At 32.6% G+C, this 20,040-nt stretch carries 21 protein-coding genes, 1 pseudogene and 1 riboswitch; of the genes and pseudogenes, 8 read left to right on the top strand and 14 right to left on the bottom strand.

Going from position 1 to position 20,040, the window contains the following annotated elements; genetic code table 11:
• Positions 1 to 361 precede the first annotated feature (361 nt).
• From GC105_RS08310 to GC105_RS08285, 6 genes are all read right to left on the bottom strand, one after another.
• Positions 362 to 1,123, bottom strand: a complete 762-nt coding sequence (locus GC105_RS08310; RefSeq protein ID WP_207706961.1) for a hypothetical protein — start codon at positions 1,121 to 1,123, stop codon at positions 362 to 364.
• A 467-nt stretch (positions 1,124 to 1,590) separates the two neighbouring features.
• Positions 1,591 to 1,740: a DUF2292 domain-containing protein gene (locus tag GC105_RS08305; protein WP_152803595.1), complete on the bottom strand. Its 150-nt coding sequence runs from the start codon at positions 1,738 to 1,740 to the stop codon at positions 1,591 to 1,593.
• Between the two features lie 621 nt (positions 1,741 to 2,361).
• A riboswitch (cobalamin riboswitch) is annotated at positions 2,362 to 2,493 on the bottom strand.
• 391 nt (positions 2,494 to 2,884) lie between these two features.
• A complete protein-coding gene (locus GC105_RS08300; protein ID WP_152803593.1) occupies positions 2,885 to 3,640 on the bottom strand; it encodes an ABC transporter ATP-binding protein in 756 nt (251 codons plus the stop codon).
• Positions 3,627 to 4,709 carry a FecCD family ABC transporter permease gene (locus GC105_RS08295; RefSeq protein ID WP_152803592.1) on the bottom strand — a complete coding sequence of 361 codons (1,083 nt, stop codon included), beginning with the start codon at positions 4,707 to 4,709 and terminating at the stop codon, positions 3,627 to 3,629. The genes GC105_RS08300 and GC105_RS08295 overlap by 14 nt, the downstream gene beginning before the upstream one ends.
• A 4-nt stretch (positions 4,710 to 4,713) precedes the next feature.
• A complete protein-coding gene (locus tag GC105_RS08290) occupies positions 4,714 to 5,793 on the bottom strand; it encodes an iron ABC transporter substrate-binding protein (RefSeq protein ID WP_152803590.1) in 1,080 nt (359 codons plus the stop codon).
• Between the two features lie 100 nt (positions 5,794 to 5,893).
• Positions 5,894 to 6,421: an FmdE family protein gene (locus GC105_RS08285; protein ID WP_152803588.1), complete on the bottom strand. Its 528-nt coding sequence runs from the start codon at positions 6,419 to 6,421 to the stop codon at positions 5,894 to 5,896.
• Between the two features lie 682 nt (positions 6,422 to 7,103).
• Between GC105_RS08285 and GC105_RS08280 the strand changes: the two genes are divergently transcribed.
• From GC105_RS08280 to GC105_RS08255, 6 genes are all read left to right on the top strand, one after another.
• The gene (locus GC105_RS08280) at positions 7,104 to 7,931 is read left to right on the top strand and encodes a metallophosphoesterase (protein ID WP_152803586.1); all 828 of its coding nucleotides are present in this window, start codon (positions 7,104 to 7,106) and stop codon (positions 7,929 to 7,931) included.
• A gap of 137 nt (positions 7,932 to 8,068) precedes the next feature.
• Complete coding sequence (locus GC105_RS08275; protein ID WP_152803584.1) at positions 8,069 to 8,923, top strand: ABC transporter ATP-binding protein; 855 nt, start codon at positions 8,069 to 8,071, stop codon at positions 8,921 to 8,923.
• Positions 8,920 to 9,609, top strand: a complete 690-nt coding sequence (locus GC105_RS08270; protein ID WP_425481522.1) for a fluoroquinolone export ABC transporter permease subunit — start codon at positions 8,920 to 8,922, stop codon at positions 9,607 to 9,609. Before GC105_RS08275 ends, GC105_RS08270 begins: the two co-directional genes overlap by 4 nt.
• Before the next feature lies 1 nt (position 9,610).
• Positions 9,611 to 10,315, top strand: a complete 705-nt coding sequence (locus tag GC105_RS08265) for a hypothetical protein (RefSeq protein ID WP_152803580.1) — start codon at positions 9,611 to 9,613, stop codon at positions 10,313 to 10,315.
• A gap of 270 nt (positions 10,316 to 10,585) precedes the next feature.
• Positions 10,586 to 10,846 carry a type II toxin-antitoxin system prevent-host-death family antitoxin gene (locus tag GC105_RS08260; protein ID WP_152803578.1) on the top strand — a complete coding sequence of 87 codons (261 nt, stop codon included), beginning with the start codon at positions 10,586 to 10,588 and terminating at the stop codon, positions 10,844 to 10,846.
• Positions 10,836 to 11,153, top strand: a complete 318-nt coding sequence (locus GC105_RS08255; protein WP_152803576.1) for a type II toxin-antitoxin system RelE/ParE family toxin — start codon at positions 10,836 to 10,838, stop codon at positions 11,151 to 11,153. Before GC105_RS08260 ends, GC105_RS08255 begins: the two co-directional genes overlap by 11 nt.
• A gap of 239 nt (positions 11,154 to 11,392) precedes the next feature.
• On the opposite strand, the gene GC105_RS08250 is transcribed toward GC105_RS08255, so the two are convergent.
• Positions 11,393 to 11,890, bottom strand: coding sequence for a TetR/AcrR family transcriptional regulator (locus GC105_RS08250; protein WP_193708333.1), 498 nt, complete (start codon positions 11,888 to 11,890; stop codon positions 11,393 to 11,395).
• On the opposite strand from GC105_RS08250, the pseudogene GC105_RS08245 reads away from it, so the two are divergent.
• Positions 11,885 to 12,253 (top strand): annotated as a pseudogene (locus GC105_RS08245) (alpha/beta fold hydrolase); the annotation flags it as partial. The gene GC105_RS08250 and the pseudogene GC105_RS08245 overlap by 6 nt on opposite strands.
• 83 nt (positions 12,254 to 12,336) lie before the next feature.
• Here GC105_RS08245 and GC105_RS08240 read toward each other — a convergent pair.
• The 3 genes from GC105_RS08240 to GC105_RS08230 form a co-directional block, all read right to left on the bottom strand.
• Positions 12,337 to 13,224 carry an SPL family radical SAM protein gene (locus GC105_RS08240; protein ID WP_152803572.1) on the bottom strand — a complete coding sequence of 296 codons (888 nt, stop codon included), beginning with the start codon at positions 13,222 to 13,224 and terminating at the stop codon, positions 12,337 to 12,339.
• 437 nt (positions 13,225 to 13,661) lie between these two features.
• A complete protein-coding gene (locus GC105_RS08235) occupies positions 13,662 to 15,389 on the bottom strand; it encodes an ATP-dependent metallopeptidase FtsH/Yme1/Tma family protein (protein WP_152803570.1) in 1,728 nt (575 codons plus the stop codon).
• Between the two features lie 151 nt (positions 15,390 to 15,540).
• Positions 15,541 to 17,121: a nitrite/sulfite reductase gene (locus tag GC105_RS08230; RefSeq protein WP_152803568.1), complete on the bottom strand. Its 1,581-nt coding sequence runs from the start codon at positions 17,119 to 17,121 to the stop codon at positions 15,541 to 15,543.
• 235 nt (positions 17,122 to 17,356) lie between these two features.
• Between GC105_RS08230 and GC105_RS08225 the strand changes: the two genes are divergently transcribed.
• Positions 17,357 to 17,566, top strand: coding sequence for a DUF3892 domain-containing protein (locus GC105_RS08225; protein ID WP_152803566.1), 210 nt, complete (start codon positions 17,357 to 17,359; stop codon positions 17,564 to 17,566).
• Between the two features lie 140 nt (positions 17,567 to 17,706).
• On the opposite strand, the gene GC105_RS08220 is transcribed toward GC105_RS08225, so the two are convergent.
• From GC105_RS08220 to GC105_RS08205, 4 genes are all read right to left on the bottom strand, one after another.
• Entirely contained in the window at positions 17,707 to 18,219 is a 513-nt protein-coding gene (locus GC105_RS08220; RefSeq protein WP_152803564.1) for a hypothetical protein, read from the bottom strand.
• 133 nt (positions 18,220 to 18,352) lie between these two features.
• Positions 18,353 to 18,787, bottom strand: a complete 435-nt coding sequence (locus GC105_RS08215) for an RrF2 family transcriptional regulator (protein ID WP_343029990.1) — start codon at positions 18,785 to 18,787, stop codon at positions 18,353 to 18,355.
• Positions 18,788 to 19,198: 411 nt separating this feature from the next.
• Entirely contained in the window at positions 19,199 to 19,363 is a 165-nt protein-coding gene (locus GC105_RS08210; RefSeq protein ID WP_152803561.1) for a lmo0937 family membrane protein, read from the bottom strand.
• 139 nt (positions 19,364 to 19,502) lie between these two features.
• Entirely contained in the window at positions 19,503 to 20,039 is a 537-nt protein-coding gene (locus tag GC105_RS08205) for a flavoprotein (RefSeq protein ID WP_152803559.1), read from the bottom strand.
• Between the last annotated feature and the right edge of the window lies 1 nt (position 20,040).

Here is a 20,040-nt window from a genome sequence, read left to right as displayed (position 1 = left end):
GCGCTTCCATTTCGTATCCATATACCGAACCAACCAAATTAGCAAGCTATTTGGTTGGTTCGGTATATGGATACTGCGAAAACTTCGCTTTCGCTTGGCTCGTTGGTACACGAAAAGAGGCACGAATCAATGCTCCACTCTTAGTTTTTTAACTAGTGTGGTACATTGATTCGCGCCTCTGGTTGTCCAGTCAGCATATTGGTTCTTAGTTGTTAGCAAATACGAAGATTTCCGTAGATAACAAAATAAGACATCATTATTTTATCCCATTATGATATGGATTTCAAGGTTTATATTTTTAGGCAGAGACAAAGAAAATCCCCTAAGGAAAATTCCTCAAGGGATTTCTTATGAGTTTCTACTACCAAGAATAAACGTCAAAGAACCAAAGTACGCTGTCATCATCTTCTAAAGGTGTTACAGAAGCTGCACGTCCTGGGTCTAATGTGTTTACCCTGTACTGCCATCCATAGAAATCCCAGCCTATGGTTATATCTTCATCATCTTCTATTCTACTGATATATCCGCCATCATGATCAATGGTCACATTCGCTCTTACCCAATTCCAGTCGAAACTACCGATAGGGGTAGCTGTGGTTTCAGTGCTATTTTCAATTTCTAATGCATATAATACAGCATGGGTAGCTGATGGTGTGTTTTTAAGAACGTCTTCAAAAGTACCATCAAAAACATCTTTTAAATCAAATAATGGTACATCGTAAGTATCGTTCAAACCAGAGAAAGTATCTCCAACAATTTCGACATTGACATCTTCTACTTGAGATACAACTGTTGTGCCTTCGACTACCACATATGTAGTAACAGAAGTAGTTGTAGTGTCAGGTTGGGTATAGGTCATGTTGATGGTAGCCGTACCTTCTCCCTTAACTTCAAAGGTAGCTGTATCGGAATCCGTTCCGCCGGATACAATGTCAATGACATCAGTATCTTCATCTATAGACCACTCCATTTGCAATTTTTCATCAGCGGTCAAAGAGTCGTAACCTGGCAATGAATACTGGTATCCTTGTACGGTAATAGCAAAGTTGCTACCGCCAGTATCTGTGACCACGGTATAGTCGTCAGGTGAAATGAAATCAAATTGCCTTTCCCCTGCCGCCATAGCTGAGGTAGCGAACATGCCCATAATCAATGTGGTGGTTACTAAACTTGCTAAAATTTTCTTACTAATTTTTCTTCTTACCATTATAAAGCCTCCTAAGTTTTTTTCCCTATTCAGGGTGTTTGTTGATTTGCTTCATACAAGTTGTGCCTTATGTAATATTTTCTCTTTCTTTTAAATGCCCAATGGAATCATCTCCTTTCTTTTTTGGTATATATAGTAACCTTCCAAAATGGAGGGGTTTTACTGCTAGCTTTTCGGGAATAAAAAGAGCACTACTGTATAAGACCTTCCCTGTCGGGATGATTTTATAAGGTAGTGCCTCCGGTTTTCCGGTCAGCTATTTAGTTGTTAGTTGTTAGTAAATACGTAGTTCCTTCGACTGCGCTCAGTATGACAAGGAGGAAATTAGGTCTTAGGTCTTAGGTCTTAGGTCTTAGGTCTTAGCTCTAGTTGCTTGTATTTAATCATAGTTCAATTGACTTGACGAATTGTTCTACTCGTATGGGGTTGGAATCTTGGATCATAACTTTTATTTCTCCAAATTTCATATTATGTATAAGTTCTAATAGATTCTTTTCCTGAATACTAACTGCTATTGTTATTGGATTTTTCATTTTCTTACACCTTCTATAAATTATTTGTTATAGCATTTACTATTTTAAATTATTTTGGTTAACTTTTGTTTTAATGATGTTCAAATTTGAAAACAAGAATAAGGTTAAATACGTTTTTTAGTCAATTGAAATTAAGTGTCTATTGTCGAACACAGTTCGACCCTACGCGTGGATGGTACATGTTGACGATATTTTACACCCAGGAATTGAAATGCACAATTCCTGGGTCGTGGACATTCGCCAAATGAAAGCTCGCTTTCATTTACGGATTACTTCCCTAATACAGTCAAATTAGCAAGCTATTTGACTTCCTCAGGGGATGGCGCATGTTGGCGTTCTTTCATAGTTTCTACACCCTGGAATTGAAATGCACAATTCCTGGGTCGCGGACATTCGCCAAATGAAAGCGCGCTTTCATTTACGGATTACTTCCCTAATACAGTCAAATTAGCAAGCTATTTGACTTCCTCAGGGTAGTAATCCTACGAAAACAAGTTTTCGCTTGGCTCATTATCATCACGCAAAAAACTCGATTCCGTAAAGAAATCGAGGATATACTTAGCCATATGTTGTGATATATAATATGTATGTCATTGGCATATCTCCTTTCTTCGGAAGGCTGATGCGTTTTTTTGCAAGGTGGTGTCTGACTTGTGGAGTTTGTCCACTTACAGTGACCGGATCGTTTTGGATTTTCACCAAATTCCCTTTATCTTTGAACTTAATCAAAGAACCTTTACAATTTAACTAATATAGTGCATTTGATGTATATGTATTATATAAATTATTTTACACTATTTTCTTATATTTTACAATAGCAATTTATTGTTCTGTAATGTAAAATATTATAAATAATTCAAAAAAATTTTTATTAATCTCTTACTTAGTTAAGTAGGTACATATGATTGAAATAATGGTTGGACATGCAGCTTCTATCACATCATTAACTGTAAACTATTTTAACAACTTCGTAAAAGTTATAATTTCTAAAACCGGATTAATATTTATAAGCTTAATTCCATCTATAACGACTTGAAAAATTATTTTAATAATATCTAAATCTATAGTCTCATCATGCACTTAACAGAACAATATGGTTATCTATTAGAGTAATTACAACTTAATATACTTGAAAGCTACCTGTTTATGTAAGTGGAATCACCACTCGTTGATTGTGGTAGCTCTCAACGGCTACGGGTACTTGGTAAACGGCTCCAATATTTTCAGGTGTCATTACATCTATCCCTCCATAACAATAGATAGAATTGTCTTTTAAAAACAAAAATCTATCACAATATCTCAGTGCTAAGTTTAAATCGTGAATTACAATCACCACAGCAATTTGTTTTTCTTTAGTGATCTCTTGAATGAGCTTTAAAACTTCTAACTGATTTTTTAAATCTAAACAACTAGTAGGCTCATCTAATAATAATACCTTTGGTTCTTGAGCTAAGGCTCTTGCTATCATTACTTTTTGCAACTCTCCTCCACTTAATTCATCAATATATCGTAATGATAACTCTTCAAGATTTAAGCCTTCAATAATGTCTTCCACAATTTCATAATCTCGTTTTGTAGGTGAAATTTTTATATATGGTTTTCTACCAAGCAAAATAGCATCGTACACGGTTATTTGATTTCCCTCATTTTTTTGAGCCACATAAGCTGTATTCTTAGCAATTTCTAGACGACTTAGTTTGAGAAGATCGATTCCGTTTACAGATACTGTGCCTTTTTGAGGTGACATTATCTTATTTAGGCATTTTAACATGGTGCTTTTTCCTGCACCATTATTCCCTAAAATCGCAACACATTCTCCCTTTGTAACATCAAATTTAATTTTATCTAAAATCTTTTTGTTTGATCGATAACTAAATTGCAATGCGTCAATTTTTAGCATTTTGACCAACTCCTTTAAATATTAGATACAAGAATAATGGAGCACCTAAAAACGATGTAATAGCACCAATAGGTAGTATAACCGGCGATATAATCATTCTGGCAAAGGTATCGCTGACTAACAATAACAGAGCTCCCATTATAGCAGAAGAAGGTAATAAAAACCGGTAATCATTCCCCACAAAACGGCGCATAATATGAGGAGCAATCAAACCAATGAAATTAATAATTCCCACAAAGGACACGATAGTAGCTGCACTTACAGATGCAATAGTCATTCCTAACAAACGCACCTTAGGTACATTTACTCCAAGTCCTGTTGCAGTATGTTCTCCAGATTCTAATGCATTGTAGTTCCAACGATTAAAAATAAAATAAATAAATGATAAACCGGTAACAAAAGTTACTACTCCAATTTCTTTCATACTTACTCTTCCTAAATCTCCAAATGTCCAAAATACAATAGCTGCCATCTGTACATCTGAAGAGAAATACTGTAATAATGCTGTTGCTCCTGAAAATAGAGAACTTAGAGCAACTCCGGCTAAAATCATAGTCTCAGGAGTAACATTGCGATACTTTGATAAACCTAGTATCACAAAGGTTACAATCATTGCACCAATAAATGCACAAATAGTCGTTAGATAAGGATTAGAGATTGCCACTGCACCTGAGGTATTGCTCATAATTTGTCCCGCACCTAAGTATGTAATGGCAATAGCTGCACCAAATGCCGCCCCTTGTGATATCCCCAATGTTGATGCTGATGCTAGGGGATTTTTAAGTATACTTTGCATGATACATCCTGCCATGGCAAGACCAATCCCAGATATGATTGCCATTATAACTCTTGGTAATCGAATACCCACTGTTACTATTACGCTTTTTTCTGTACCTAATCCCAATAGGGCTTTTACTACTTCAATAACAGGAATGTCCGCTGAACCAGAACATAATGCGTATAAAGCAACTACTAATGTCATCATAGCTAAAATGATGATCACCAAAACTTTTCGTTTAACATAATGATTATAATCTTCTCTGCAAGCAGTATTTTTTATACTATTCATTTTTTTAATTTCCAATAGTCAGCTGTCCAAAACCTTGTCCTGCTGATACAAAATCTGAATATATTTCTTTTCCAAGTAAAAATTTGAAAATCTCATCTGCTTTTTTTTCAGCATCAATATCTTTAAATTGTTCTGGATAAATAACCGTTCCCGCGTAATAAGCATCAGCCAACGCAATCTCTACATTGGTGTAGTTATTATTATAAGCTAATTGGGTGTACACTCTACCTTCTTTAACTGCATCTAAGGAATTAAAAAAGCCTGGATTCTTTTTATACTGTTCATTTACAAGATCCATATTCTCCGGGTTTAAGAAAATAATATCAGGATTCCATTCCAACACCTGTTCTAAATCTACGGTAAATGCACCACTTTGACCAGTTTGATCTACTACATTATTGGCATTAATTGACATAAACGGTCCGTATTCTGCGCTAGTACCGTCAAAGCCATGTTTTCCTCTGAAATTTAGTCCTCCATTATAAACCGTTGGTTTACTTTCAATATCTTTTGTGCGATCTTTTAAATCCTTTTGCGCCTCATCCATAAATGTATTAATCTCTGTAGCTCGATCTTCTTTACCTAATACTTCACCAATAATTTCAATTGAATCATTCATAATACTATCAAACAATCCAGGATTTGCGATGGCTACAACAGGTATCCCTATTTTAGACGACAATTCATCACATCCATCGTAATCAGAAACAACAAAAATTACATCAGGTTCTAACTTAATAATTTCCTCATCAAAAGGAACAATTCCACCTGCTCCCCCTTGTCCAATAACAGCTAAATCTTTATATTCTGGGTGTACGTATGTATAAGGTCGTGTTAATTCACTAACATTATCCATATCTGTGGCGCCTTTTACCAAATCACTTGCTTCCATATACGTTAATAATCGCATAACTCCTAATGATCCAATACTTTCTATTTTTGCAGGAACCTCAACTTCTCGTCCTAGGCTATCTGTTACTACTTTAGTTTCTGGAGTTTCACCAGTTGATGTAGTTGCAGTACCACAAGCAGTAAAAGTCACAATCATTACCAAACTCAACATTAGTATTGTAATTTTTTTCATTATTCTATTCTCCCTTGTTAACTTTTTATACTTTCCAGCAAATAGTAGTAATTGTTGTATCTACTTTTTTAGGAAATAGATAGTAGATAGTCGGGAATCTTCACTCCCAACCTCTTGTATAGGATTCATAGCAATTTAAACATAACTTTTGTCCATCCGTTAACCTAATCTTATGTTCTGGAGCACCTTCTTGGCATTTTTCACAAATAATTGTTTGAAAAATTCTTGCCTCTTGTGGATCATCAATTAGAGGATAAGTCACTTTAAATATATCTTGATAATTTGATTCCAGTAAAGATTTTTGCCTCTGATCACGATCCATATCTTTGTGAAATTGATTGAGCATTAACCGGACACTTTTCTTTCCTTTACGCTCATAAAAAGTAAACGCCATTTTGCCAGTTCCTTTGTATAGTAGATTACCTTTTCCCATGGTACATCCTGTGATCACCTGAACTGCATCTACTCCACAGGCATCGTTTTCAGTAATACAAACCACTTCTTCATCTTGTGAAAAAGTTAGTTTTAATTCCTCCATTGCCCCTAGTGCCGCCTTAAATCCAATGGCAAGACCTGGGCACTCATGGCCATGAAAGGCAACACATTTTTCCCATAATTCCTGATTCATCTCTTCTCCTCCTATTAATAACCACAAGAAACACGCTTCGCGAGTTTCTTGTGGTTACGCGGACAGTCGCCAAATGTCTACGTCTTCGACGTATTATTATCATAAGATTTCTAGTTTGACTCAGCAAGCTGGCCAAACTTTAAATCCTATGAAAATACGTCTGCAACGTAGCCGCTTGGCTCATTGTCTTCGCGATAAATGTTCTACGTCTTCGACGTATTATTTTCATAAGATTTAAAGTTAAACTCAGCAAGCTGGCCAAACTTTAAATCCTATGAAAATACGTCTGCAAGCAGCCGCTTGGCTCATTGTCTTCGCGATAAATAAAAAACCCACGAAAAATTATCGGAAGACCGACAACCCTTCATGGGTAATATTATAAGATACACAAGTTTTCATAACTTAAATACACATTATCATATTGACATATTATAGTCAAGTACATTAAATGCTGTTCTCACGGGAATCGTATTAAGAGTCATTTATATCGCGCTTTTCAGTTTTGTTTTTTATAAAGTGCAATAATTGCTTGCATAATATTCTATTGAAGAAATTAGATTTTCTAGCTAGATGAAAACAAAACTCAATCCAAGGTAAACATTAGGAACCGTTATTTGTTGTATACTTTCTATAAATATGACATAATTATACCCAAACAAAGGGAAAAACAGGAGATTTATGGATGAAAAAAAAATGTTGCGTTATTGGTGGTGCGCTATTAGGGTTTTTATGGTTGCACTTTGAGAATAATCATATTACTAGGACAAATATCAAATATACCAACGATAAATTACCATCTCTCTTCGATGGGTATACTGTTCTTCATGTGTCTGATTTGCATAATAAAGAATTTGGTCATAATCAATCTAAACTGATAGATAAAACGAAGTCCATTAAACCAGATATAATTGTCATTACAGGAGATTTCATCGATAGTAACAGACCTAATATGGATATTTCTATGACTTATATAAGAGAGGCTATAAAAATCGCTCCCATATATTACGTGCCTGGCAATCACGAAAGCCGCTTTGAGCATTATGAAATTTTGGTCAATAAACTCCATAGTCTAGGCGTCAATGTTTTAGATAATATAAGTATTCCTATCTACAAAGAAGATCAAAACATTTTTATAGCAGGAATACAAGATCCCTCTTTTGTCTCGGAAAACACTACACAATTCGATATGATATTGGATTGTCTTAAGACAACAAAAAAGAACTTCTCTATACTTCTGTCTCATCGGCCAGAAAAATTTAATGTATATGTGAAGCATAATTTTGATTTGGTATTCACAGGGCATGCCCACGGAGGTCAAGTTCGGTTGCCTTTTGTAGGGGGGTTGCTTTCACCCAATCAAGGATTTTTGCCTAAATACACAAGTGGAATCTATCAAAAATTCAAAACCTCTATGATTGTAAGCAGAGGCTTAGGAAATAGCTCGTTTCCCTTTAGAGTATTTAATACTCCTGAATTAGTAGTCGTTACACTGGAATCACCACTTAAATAATAGTATTGACTGATTAAATTCCCAGTAATATAATCTAAAAAGTACTTACTTTTTAACTTCTATATCTTTTTTAAATGATTGGCTATGGGAATTTGCACAAATAATTATATATTAGCTTATATCAGGAGATGAAAACTATGATTACTGTTAACAATTTATCTTTTTCCTATAATAAAAAACAACCAAAAGTAATAAAAGGAATTGATTTCTCAGTAGATAAGGGAGAAATCTTTGGTTTTTTGGGTCCTAGTGGTGCAGGAAAAACGACCACTCAGCGAGCAATCATCGGATTATTAAGAGGCTATGAAGGAAGCATTCAAATCATGGGACGCGAGAGATCTGAATGGAATAATGAAATATTCGAACGTATTGGCGTTGCTTTTGACTCTCCTAATCTTTATATCAAACTAACAGCTATAGAAAATCTAGAGCTAATGGCTTCTTATTATCAAACAAAACCTCGAGATATTCTTAAATTATTAAAAAGAGTGCAGTTATATGAAGCTAAAGATAAAAAGGTTGAAAGTTATTCTAGAGGTATGAAAATGAGGCTTAATTTTATACGTGCCATACTACATAATCCTACTCTTATCTTTCTCGATGAACCTACTGCAGGTCTTGATCCAGTCAACGCAAAAATTATTAAAGATATGATTGTAGAATTAAAACATCAAGGAAAGACCATATTTTTAACTACACACAACATGGAAGTTGCTGACGTCTTATGTGATACTATTGCATTTATTGTAGATGGCTCAATTCCTCTCATTGATTCTCCTAAGAATTTGAAGTTAACCTATGGTAGTCATAAAGTCATAGTTGAATTTATGGAAAGGCAACAAATCACCTCTAGGGAATTTGATTTTCAAGAGATTAAACATAGTAAAGAGTTTCTCGACATTTTACAAAATAAAGAAATAAAAACCATACATAGTCAAGAGGCAACTCTAGAGGATATCTTTATTCAGATTACAGGGAGGGAACTTTCATGAGATTTCTTAATGCATTGAAATCTGATATAATTTTTCAGTTTAAACATGGATTTTATGCAATCTATTCAGTTTTAACCCTTTTCTATGTCTTAATCCTTACTTATATTCCCAAAGAGTTTTCTGACATTATTGCACCTTTGATCATAGTAAGCGACCCATCTTTACTTGGTTTTTTTTTCATAGGAGGAATATTGATGTTAGAAAAAACCCAAGGTATTTTAGATTATCTATTGGTTTCACCACTTCACATCTTTGAGTATCTCTTAGCAAAAATGACTTCTCTAACTTTAATTGCCCTTTTTTCCAGTTTAATTATAGCCTATAGTAGCGGTCTATCGTTTAATCCTTTTGTATTGACCTTAATTATCATTATAATCTCTTCTTTTTTTACCTTACTAGGATTTATTGTTGCACTACAATGCGAAACAATAAATCAATACTTTGTTAAAATAATTCCCTCAATTATTCTTCTTATTGTTCCTTGTATGTTGCTCTTTGTTGTTAATGATCTTTTGATTATAAAGCTAATTCCCAGTGTAGCTAGCATCTATCTTATACTTGGTGTTTTTCAAGGTATCTACTTATGGGAATTTCTAATTTATAGCACTAGCTTAATAATTTTTATAATTTTATGTTTTTCCTACATAAAAAAATATATATTCAAAATTTTATATGGAGGAAAGTAAAATGAAAAATATAAAAATTATACTCGTGGATCTAAAGATTCTATCTCGTGACCCTATCATGATTTTACTATTTGCTATGCCTCTTTTATATTTTTTTATAGTAAAAGTCATATTAAATGTTGCTACGCCTCTAATTTACGACAATTGGAATATTGATATTTTAAATTATAAAAGTTACATTTTAGCTCTATCATTTATTATGATCCCAGGAATGCTCGGAACTGTTACAGCTTTTCTCATGATAGACGATAGAGATGCTAAAATATATGAATTATTATCCGTGACACCTATTGGCTATAAAGGTTATTTATTTAATCGGATGTTGCTCCCATTTATATTTTCTATCCTTTACGCCCTACTAGGAAATTTTTTCCTAGATATAATTCATCTAAACACACTTATTTTACTGTCACTCTTATTATTTCTACCTATAGAAAGTATCTCTATTGGTATGCTACTATTTATCCTTTCAGAAGATAAAGTAAAAGGATTGACTTACGCGAAAGGACTAGGTCTATTGTATATCACATCTCTAGCTCAATTAGTAAAACATCCTATAATTATTGGCACTTCAAGTTTGCTCCCATTTTACTGGATTTGGATGATAATAGATCAACCTTCCATTCTAAATATAAGTACAGGTTTTCTTGTTCATTTATTTTGGCTATTGATTACTTATATCTTAATGAATAAAAAAATAAGATAATAAAGCGAAACTTTATTCAGTAGTTGGTAATTATTATCTCGGAAAAGAATGTATATTAATTTACTAGTCAGAGCTGAAGCAACACTGAAAAACTTGGTTTAAATAACATTTCGTGCGATTGCTGTGGAAATAAAAGTTAGTGAAGATTAATTTCTTGAAAAAGGTATGCTAGAATTTGCTTTTGCATATCAGAAATAACAGATTGCAAGCATGATATAATAATGGTATAGTAATGGTATAATTAAGCCATAATTTAAGGAGGTCCATATTATGCCACACATTATTCCAATTAAAGATTTAAAAAATACAGCAGAAATCTCGGAGCTGTGCCATGTTGCAGAAGAACCAATCTATATTACTAAGAATGGTTATGGAGATATGGTTATTATGAGTGTAGAAGTGTACGAAACTACAATGAAGAGATTAAACATGTATCGTGAACTAGAACTTTCTGAGCGACAGATTGAATCAGGAAAAACGAAAGATTCAAAACAATCTCTTGGTAAGTTAAGAGAAAAATATGAAATATAAACTTACCATTACGGAAAGAGCAGAGGAACTGTTGGATCATATTTTGAATTATATTGTAAATCAGTTGAAAAATCCGCAGGCCGCAAGTAATTTGATGAATGAGATAGAACACATATTTGATAATTTGGAATGTAGCCCAGAGATGTATGCATACTCGGAAGATATTTTTTTGAAATCCAGAGAATATCGAAAGGTAGTAGTTCCACATTATGATTATGTAATTATATTTCGTATTGATGATGATAGTAGAACAGTATACATTGTGGGATTTTTTCATGATTTAGAGCTATATAAAAACAAATTATAAGAAACTAAATTGGGTAGCTTTAAAAAGCTGTTTTGTCGAAGAACATTCATAGGAAGGCGTCTCTATACCAACAATCTAAGTAAATAACAGGTCAAAATAAAGCAAAACTTTATTCAGTAGGGGTTTTCTTCATCCCCTACTAAATATTAGTTCTAGTGAAACATCGAGCCAAGCGAAAACCTCTATGCCGTTCTTCAGTTAAATCTGTAATCGATACAAAAATTCCTGACCCTAGTGTTTTAGTAACAATATAATATTTTTTCAATAGCCTCAATGACTATAGTTTTCATTATGGCGTAATTCATATAAGGATGCTTATGATACACAACTTCATGACAGTAATTTTCAATTATATTGGTAATAATATGAATTTTTTCATGAGCATTAATAATATCTAGCCCTAATGCTGGAAGCAAATCACAAATTCGTTCTGTAACATTCTCTTCTGATTCATAGAAATACTTTGCCACATCTGGGTCAGAGTGGGACATTGCAAGCATTTCTTCATGGGCAAACTTAGATACATTATGTCTCTCTACAAAAGTATCAATAATTTTTTCTAAAAAAACACTAATATTAATAGGTACCGTTAAAGTTCTCAGTTCAACAAATAGAGTATCATAAAAAGTTGATGAATAAAGGTCTAGAGAAGCGATGAAAATATCTTTCTTATCTTCAAAATAGCGGTAGACAATTCCGGTAGAAACACTAGCCTCTTTTGCAATTTCAACATACAACAAACATATTCAAATCGCCCCAAAATGCTCCAGACATTTAATGACATGTTTTTCTTCCAATTTGTAACTCCTGGACTTGCAGATTGGTTCTTGTCCTTGGGAATGCAAGCAGCAAGTTGGTCAACGGCAGCATGTCTAGTGACATTAAAAGATGATACTTTATTTTCTAATCTAAAAAAAATAACAGTTCCTACACTAATTCTTCATGGTATTCATGACAAAGTTTGCTTATTCCCATTAGCCATTGCACAAAAAAATGGTATAAAAAATGCTACACTCATCCCTTTTGAATATAGTGGTCATGGTTTATTCTATGAGCAGAAAGATAAATTTAACAAAGAATTAACACAATTCATCGGTTGATTATTTTCAATTTCCAAAAATGTGCACTAAAAATACAGAAGCAATAGGGGCGGTTCAACCGTCCCTATTGCTTGGTATTTTCATTAACTAAAAAATGATAACTGTACCCCTCCGTAACCTTGCTTATAGTTTTTTATAATATCTTCCATTTTATAAGTAATACCATAACTCCTGCATTCACTTGTAAATAGATTCCACAACTCTTTAGCATTTGGCGAAGGACATTCGTAGGCGTTTCTATATTCTTTAATATACTTGGCTTTCATATTTGGAAATAGTTTTTCCAATTTACTATAATACCATTCTCTTTGATTTTGACGAAGGGTTACCCCAAAACCTGGGTAGATGAATTTTGCACCGCTTTCATGTGAAAGTTTAATGATATTGCTTATATTTTCATCATTATCTTCTATAAATGGAAGTACTGGCATTAACAAAACACCTGCAAAAATGCCCTGTTCTGCTAGTTTATTTATTGCAGCAAATCGTTTTGAGGCTGGAACCACATTGGGTTCGATCTTTTTACACAGTTTATCGTCGGCTGTAGTAATTGTCATTTTGATTAGGACTGGTGAATGTCGTGCTATTTTCTTTAGTAAATCAAGATCTCTTGTAATTAAATCACTCTTAGTGGCAATAGAAACGCCAAACCCATAGCGATCAATTAGTTCCAATGCACCTCTAGTTAACTTATACTCTTTTTCAAAGGGATTATAGGGATCACTCATTGCACCTGTGCCTATGACACCAGTTTTTCGTTTTGATTTAAGATCTCGTGCAATTAAGGCAAGTGCATTTTCTTTTGCCCTCACCTGATCAAAATTTTCTATATGATAACATTCACTGCGGCTATCGCAATAAATGCAGCCGTGATTACAGCCCTTGTAAATGTTCATATTATAGTTGATTCCAAACCAGGGATTGTTAGGTGCATACCCTGAAATAATTGTTTTTGCTTGTATAAATTCCATTTTACATTCCTTCTTCTTGTTTTTGTGCAAAATATATCTATAGATCTTCAAATTAGTATCTTCTATCTTTAGCGAATACGAAAGATCAGTAACTTGAGAGATTCTATCATATGAATTTTCTTTTCAATTCATATCTATTTCTCAAAAGTTTGGATTTATTTAATAGTTGTCTATATTAAGCATTTAACAGCATAATAATACTACCATTTCTTCTGCAGTTATGTATTAACGTCAATTATATAATATCATAGTCAACTCACGACTATATAATATTATTTTAAATGTACAGAACCACAAGAAACACGCTTTGCGAGTTTCTCTCGGTTACGCGGTAGTCGCTAAATGTCTGCAAGGAGCCACTTGGCTCATTACTTCGTGATAATTAGAAAGAGATAGATGCCGAGCATCTATCTCCTTACTTTATTATATGATTGAACTTATGCACTTTTTTTGTTGCTAAATAGTATATCTATATCTGATTCATTCAATGTTTCTTTTAATATTAATTCTTGTGCTATCTGATTTAATAAATCAATATTATTTTCAATGACTTTTTTAGTTTCTTCGTATAATTTTTTCATCTGCTCTCTACATTTTTCCATAACTGCTGAGTCTGCATTCATATTTGCAGCGTCGTGATTAAACAATCCAAAGTCATAATCCATACCAAACTTAATAACATATTCTTTTATTAATCGAGAAGCTTTTTCAATATCATTAGACGCACCTGTCGTAATATTATCTGCTCCAAAAATCAACTCTTCTGCTACTCTTCCTGCTAACATCACTTTGATGTCGCTAAGGATATCTTGTTTGCTCTTATATAATCTATCCTTTGGAATACTCATACTAAAACCACCAAATCCTTTTGTGCTTGGTATAATAGTCACTTTGCTTACTGTATTTTCAGGAAGTAATAACTTGGTTGCTAGAGCATGACCACTTTCATGATAAGCAGTAATCCTGCAATCATCTTTACAAATAGTACTCCTATCCTTTTTAGCTGAGCCTGCAATTACATTGTAAAAAGCTACTTCAAAATTGTCTTGAATAATTTCAGTGCTATTTGAATTTGCTGCTATAATGGCAGCCTCATTAGCTAAACTCTCAAGCATTGCGCCACTAAAATAAACCGTTTCTTTTGCAACTTTATCCATATTAACTGCACTATGTATTGGCTTATCTTTTATATGTAAATCTAAAATTCTTCGTCGTGCATTTATATCTGGAAGACCTATTTCTATTAAACGATCAAATCTACCTGGCCTTATAAGAGCATCATCTAGTGTGTCTAATCTATTTGTAGCAGCTATTACTACTACTCCACTATTATTATTAAATCCTGACATTTCTGTTAATAGTGCATTCAATGTCTGATCCTTTTCATCACTATTTGAGTTAGGACCATTGGCACGTTTTTTTCCTATGGCATCAATCTCATCTATAAATATAACCGCTTTTGTAGATTGTTTTGCTTTTTTAAATAACTGACGAATTCTACTAGCACCAACACCTACATACATTTGTACAAAGTCCGAACCAGATACTGCATAAAATGGCACTCCTGACTCTCCAGCAATTGCTTTTGCCATAAGAGTCTTACCTGTTCCTGGTGGTCCATATAATAATATTCCCTTTGGCATCTTAGCTCCAAGCTTAGAGTATTTATCAGGATCCTTGATAAAGTCAATAATATCTTTTACTAAATCTTTTGCTTCTTCATTTCCAGCCACATTATTAAAAGAATGTACTGATGATTCATCATTTTTTTGTCCATTTGCATTTACAAGTTGAAGTTTATCTTTACTAAAACCTTTTTTCCTGTAAATAAAAAAGATAATCCCAATCAAAGCAACGCTACCAATGGGTAAAATAGCTTCTTGTATCAATCTATTATTTGTAATAGCAACTCCATTTAGCAAAAAATACTCTTTCATTGATTCTTTCTGTGGATTATCTACACGATATACCTTATCATCATTCATAGTTACTTGTAGTATTTCATCGTTTTTAATATTTATTTCTTTCACTTGCTCTGCCTCTAAATAAGAAACAAATGTATTGTAATCTAATTCTTCTATTTTGGGTTGTGTATAAATATACCCTATTCCTAAGGTAATTAAAGTCATCACTACTATGAAAATTATTATATATTGTCGCTTCATAAATTACCTCCTAAGGTTCTTAAGTCTATACTCTATTATAACAAGGGAAGCTCGTAGAATATAGTGACAATATATAGCAGTAGTGTTTATAACTTCCGTAATTTTAAAGACGAAGAAATAATACAATACATGAAATCAGATAGTTATGTACTTATACGATATACTTTTCGAGCATAGTTTCAAACTCATGTTTTTCTGTACTTATATAGTCTATAAACTTTTTATTACTCCATTCCAAGTTAATCGCTAAATCGACTAAGAATTTTGGTATTTCTGTGGCTAATAAATCTCCATACTCTTTTGCTATACAGGTATCATATTGACCTATTTTTCCTCCTATATGAAGAGTATAGACATCTTCTACTTGCCCTTTCACACGTTTTTTCTTTCCATGAAATCCAATTTCACTGACTGGATGTCTTGAACATGAATTGAGACATCCGGAAATATGAAGTGCAGGCAAAACATCTTTTACTAATCCTAGCTCTTGGAAACTATTAAGAATACTCGTTAGAAGTGATTGACTATCTTGAATTCCTATTTGACATGTTGGTATTCCTATACAACATATACTTCTACTAAGTCTTGTGGTCTTTCTTAGTCCTACTGTAATTTCTAATAGTTCTTCTGCTTCTATTGCAGTTAAATTACGTATGTACATACTTTCTTCCATAGATAGCCTAATTTGCACCTGAGAAATATTTTCTAAGAAATCAACTATACGATTAAGGTCTTCTGTTTTTAATAATCCACCTTTTGGATGTAGAACAACAGTATATAAGCCATCTTGTTTTTGAGGGATTACATTTTCCTGTTCTATTATTTCCTTATCTTTTTCTTTACTATCTTTTTTCTCATCATTTTTCAATTCAAACTGGTGATTTTGTGTTTCTTTAACTTTTGCAAGGTGCTTTTTATAACAGTTGAGAAATCCTTCTTCTCCCAGACGTTTTATTATAAAACGCATTCTTGCTTTTCCTTTGTTTTCAAAGTCTCCTTCATCTACAAATAAAGATAATATAGCTTCTACATGAAGCAAAACATCTGTTGGCTCAATTAAATCATCATATTGCACACTAATTCCACTATTTGCTCCTAAACTTCCTCCGATATATAGTTTAAACATTTCCTTATGGCCATTTTTCACAGCAATAAAACCTAGATCAGCAATAGATGCATTTGCCGTATCATTTGAATTGTTTGAAAAAGCAACTTTAAATTTCCTAGGCAGCTTATAAGTATTCATTCTTGAGATAAAATATTTATTTACTAATAATGCATATGGTGATACATCAAAGGCTTCATCTTTTTCTACTCCAGAAAGTGGTGATAATGCTACATTACGAGGGAAATTGCCTCCCCCTCCACGAGTGTACAAATCATTTTCTAAACTTTTGTCCATAATCGAAATAATCTCATCAAATTGTAGATCATGTAATTGGATGGCTTGACGAGTAGTTAAATGTATAGATTTAAGGGAATGATCATTTGCCATATCTTTAATTAATTTCAAAGTCTTGAAATCTAAGATTCCACATAAAATCCTCAAACGTATCATAAATTCTTTTCCTCCACGTTGTGCGTATACCCCCATGCCACCGGATGCCGCTTTAAACTCTCCACTAGCAATAATTCCTTCAACAAATTTATTACCTATCTTTTGAAATGCTCTAATATCACTATTGAAAATTTCCTTTTGCTCAACTATTTTTCTCTCAATTATCTCTTCCATTTTCTACTCCTTATTCATCAGCATTTGATTATTTATACTATTATATTTCCACTTTTTACTTGTGTATTTATATATGTTTAGTATATTTATTATAACTTACTTTGTCAATATGTTTTATATGCTTTTGCTCTCGTTGTCTTCTCTAAAGTTTAATATCAGAAAGTATATTTAAATTTGTATATCTGATTATGTAATTGCTAATAATAAGTGATAATAATGTAGGGAGGGTGAAACTATGGGTGAAAGTAAAAAATTGCAAGTTATAGAAGAAGGCGATGGAGGTAGAAATAAAAGATTCAAAGATATTGAAACTGGCAAAGTTCTCACTGTAGACCAGATAGCAAATAATATCGAAAATTATCCTGGATATCACGTTGTCCATAGAGATGGACAACTATTTATACGATCAAACCCTGATGGAGATAAAAATAATAATTTAGAATAACTATTTACCGTAAATTTTACTTCTAAGTATAAAATGCTTTTAGGCCTAGACCTAAAAGCATTTTATATCAATATATATGTAATCCCAAAATACCACAATACTTACAGACTAAAAACTGAAAAGATTTGATTTAGGCTAAATTATCCAACTACGAGTATTTCTTGTAATATTTGTTCGTAAAAAATAAGATAACATTGGTATCCACGATATTGGTACAGAATATACTCAGGAAATTCATTGGAAACCATTATATTTTCTTCAGATAAATCCAAATTCTTAATCACTTCATTTACAGTAGCATTTATTTTTATTCCATCAGTAAGTTCTCCATCATATATCAATACGGAGGAAACCTCGTCTCCATCAATGCCAAAGGCTATAGAAATATCTTCATAATATAAAATATCTCCACCGTATAATGTACTCTCAAACTTTGGATTCCCATATTTTGATATTAATAATGAGCTAGGTTTGTCTATCAAATTTATATAATTATCTATAGTATTCTCTTGAACACTTACTGCTCTGTTTGCTTCTTTAATTTCTGCTATGTCACCATCCTGATGACTTTGCGTTTTATAAGATATTGTCGTACATCCAAACATAAATGAAAACAAGAATAAGATAAAAGCAAGTGTTAGTAATTTTTTCATCTTTATCACACCTTTTAAATCAACTGTTATCATTATATGCGAATATATATGCGAATATGCTAGTTTTTTGTATAGTACATAATATAACAAAATTATTTAATATACTACATTCGAATAAAAAAATTCGTCAAACTTATATAAAATACATTAATGACTCCTTGTCTTTCTTATACTCGTTAATTAGATCTTCAAGAGACATATTATCTATAACAATATTTATTTGTTGATCAATCTTATCCCAAATATTTTTCTTAATACATTTTTCTATTCTGTTTGTCTCAATTTGTGTTCCTTCACCTACTACAGATAAGTTACCTTCTAATGCTCTTAATATGTCACCTACAAATATTGATGAAGCTTTTTTTGCTAAAACATAACCACCTTGTGCACCCTTAACACTTTTAACTATACCAGCTTTTCTTAAAGTAGAGAAAACTTGTTCTAAATAATTTTTTGATATATCTTGCCTTTCAGCAATATTTATTAAAGATACATGTTCTCCATTTGAATGCAAAACTAAATCTATAACTGCCCTTAGTCCGTATCGACCTTTTGTAGATATTTTCACATTTACACCTCCACATAAACCTAGTTACCATATCTGCTTAATATAATTAATATACCCAAAGGCGGTACTAAAGTCAAGTCATTTGAATTATGTTCTGGTCCTTTAAGAATAATGATATTCTTTATTATATAAAGAGGAGGTTTTAAAGTATATTATATGGAAATATAACCACAATATACTACGTGTCATCACGTACAAATCAAACTAGTATAAACCATTAATGGTTTATACTAGTTTGATCAAAAGTATTAACTATAAAGTGAAACTTTATTCAGTAGGGGTTATCTTCATCCCCTACTGAATATTAGTTGAACAAATCGGGCTTTTACAGGCACTTTATCCCCCACTTATCTTTTTTTATCTTGAAATCTTGAATGGGAATCTTAGTACCTGTTAATGCGGGATAAATTTTTAATCAGTACCTTTACTTTTGTTTTTTCCACTGATCCAATCAACTATAAACACTATAGCAGCTACAATAAGCAGTAGATTTATCAAACCTCCTCCAATTCTGAAAACCAGCCCAAGGAGCCAGAAAAACACAACAACAGCACCAATCCATTTTAAAATTGTCAACAGTATAACCTCCTTTAAATAAAAAAATAATTTCTTATCCTAGTATACCCATTGTTTTCTTTTATATAAAAAAACCTATGATTTCATTTCATAGGTGAATTCATATAGTACGAGGAACAAGTAATTATTAAGAATCTACTTACTTAAGCCGTTCGACTATATTTTCTACGATTTTTTGCCATTCTAAGAGTTTTCCACTTCCTACATCACCACATGCTAACTTCCCTGTTCCAGTTTCTAAAATATTATATCCGTACATTTCTAATTTTCTTATATTATCTTGTAGAATTGGATTTTCCCACATAGCTGTATTCATAGCTGGAGCTATTACCACCTGGGCTTTTGTTGCCATTAATGTAGTAAGAAGCATATCATCTGCTATTCCATTAGCTAGTTTCCCTATAAAATTAGCAGTAGCTGGTACTATAGCAAACAAATTTGTTTTTTTAGCAATGGATATATGCTCTGTATCCCATTTGTCCACTTTATCAAACATTTCAGTTATTACTTTATTTTTAGACAGGGTTTGAAATGTAAGAGGTGTGATAAATTCAGTAGCATTATTTGTCATCATTACATTTACTTCATAGCCTCGTTTTACTAGTTCATTAACTACTTCTACTGCCTTGTAACATGCTATACCTCCAGTTACTCCAATTGTGATATTTTTCTTCATA

Origin of the sequence: Alkalibaculum sporogenes (genome assembly GCF_009362815.1) — a bacterium.
Taxonomy (GTDB): Bacteria; Bacillota; Clostridia; order Eubacteriales; family Alkalibacteraceae; genus Alkalibaculum_A; species Alkalibaculum_A sporogenes.
The sequence above is the reverse complement of the archived record's forward strand: the minus strand, read 5'-3'. Positions and strand labels throughout refer to the sequence as shown.

Excerpts from the sequence above, each read along its gene's own strand:
- GC105_RS08265 (WP_152803580.1), top strand. The coding sequence starts at position 9,611 with ATGAAAAATATAAAAATTATACTCGTGGATCTAAAGATTCTATCTCGT.
- GC105_RS08205 (WP_152803559.1), bottom strand. The coding sequence starts at position 20,039 with ATGAAGAAAAATATCACAATTGGAGTAACTGGAGGTATAGCATGTTAC.
- GC105_RS08230 (WP_152803568.1), bottom strand. The coding sequence starts at position 17,121 with ATGGAAGAGATAATTGAGAGAAAAATAGTTGAGCAAAAGGAAATTTTC.
- GC105_RS08305 (WP_152803595.1), bottom strand. The coding sequence starts at position 1,740 with ATGAAAAATCCAATAACAATAGCAGTTAGTATTCAGGAAAAGAATCTA.
- GC105_RS08290 (WP_152803590.1), bottom strand. The coding sequence starts at position 5,793 with ATGAAAAAAATTACAATACTAATGTTGAGTTTGGTAATGATTGTGACT.
- GC105_RS08275 (WP_152803584.1), top strand. The coding sequence starts at position 8,069 with ATGATTACTGTTAACAATTTATCTTTTTCCTATAATAAAAAACAACCA.
- GC105_RS08260 (WP_152803578.1), top strand. The coding sequence starts at position 10,586 with ATGCCACACATTATTCCAATTAAAGATTTAAAAAATACAGCAGAAATC.
- GC105_RS08285 (WP_152803588.1), bottom strand. The coding sequence starts at position 6,421 with ATGAATCAGGAATTATGGGAAAAATGTGTTGCCTTTCATGGCCATGAG.
- GC105_RS08295 (WP_152803592.1), bottom strand. The coding sequence starts at position 4,709 with ATGAATAGTATAAAAAATACTGCTTGCAGAGAAGATTATAATCATTAT.
- GC105_RS08255 (WP_152803576.1), top strand. The coding sequence starts at position 10,836 with ATGAAATATAAACTTACCATTACGGAAAGAGCAGAGGAACTGTTGGAT.
- GC105_RS08225 (WP_152803566.1), top strand. The coding sequence starts at position 17,357 with ATGGGTGAAAGTAAAAAATTGCAAGTTATAGAAGAAGGCGATGGAGGT.
- GC105_RS08220 (WP_152803564.1), bottom strand. The coding sequence starts at position 18,219 with ATGAAAAAATTACTAACACTTGCTTTTATCTTATTCTTGTTTTCATTT.
- GC105_RS08235 (WP_152803570.1), bottom strand. The coding sequence starts at position 15,389 with ATGAAGCGACAATATATAATAATTTTCATAGTAGTGATGACTTTAATT.
- GC105_RS08310 (WP_207706961.1), bottom strand. The coding sequence starts at position 1,123 with ATGGCGGCAGGGGAAAGGCAATTTGATTTCATTTCACCTGACGACTAT.
- GC105_RS08280 (WP_152803586.1), top strand. The coding sequence starts at position 7,104 with ATGAAAAAAAAATGTTGCGTTATTGGTGGTGCGCTATTAGGGTTTTTA.
- GC105_RS08240 (WP_152803572.1), bottom strand. The coding sequence starts at position 13,224 with ATGGAATTTATACAAGCAAAAACAATTATTTCAGGGTATGCACCTAAC.
- GC105_RS08300 (WP_152803593.1), bottom strand. The coding sequence starts at position 3,640 with ATGCTAAAAATTGACGCATTGCAATTTAGTTATCGATCAAACAAAAAG.
- GC105_RS08270 (WP_425481522.1), top strand. The coding sequence starts at position 8,920 with ATGAGATTTCTTAATGCATTGAAATCTGATATAATTTTTCAGTTTAAA.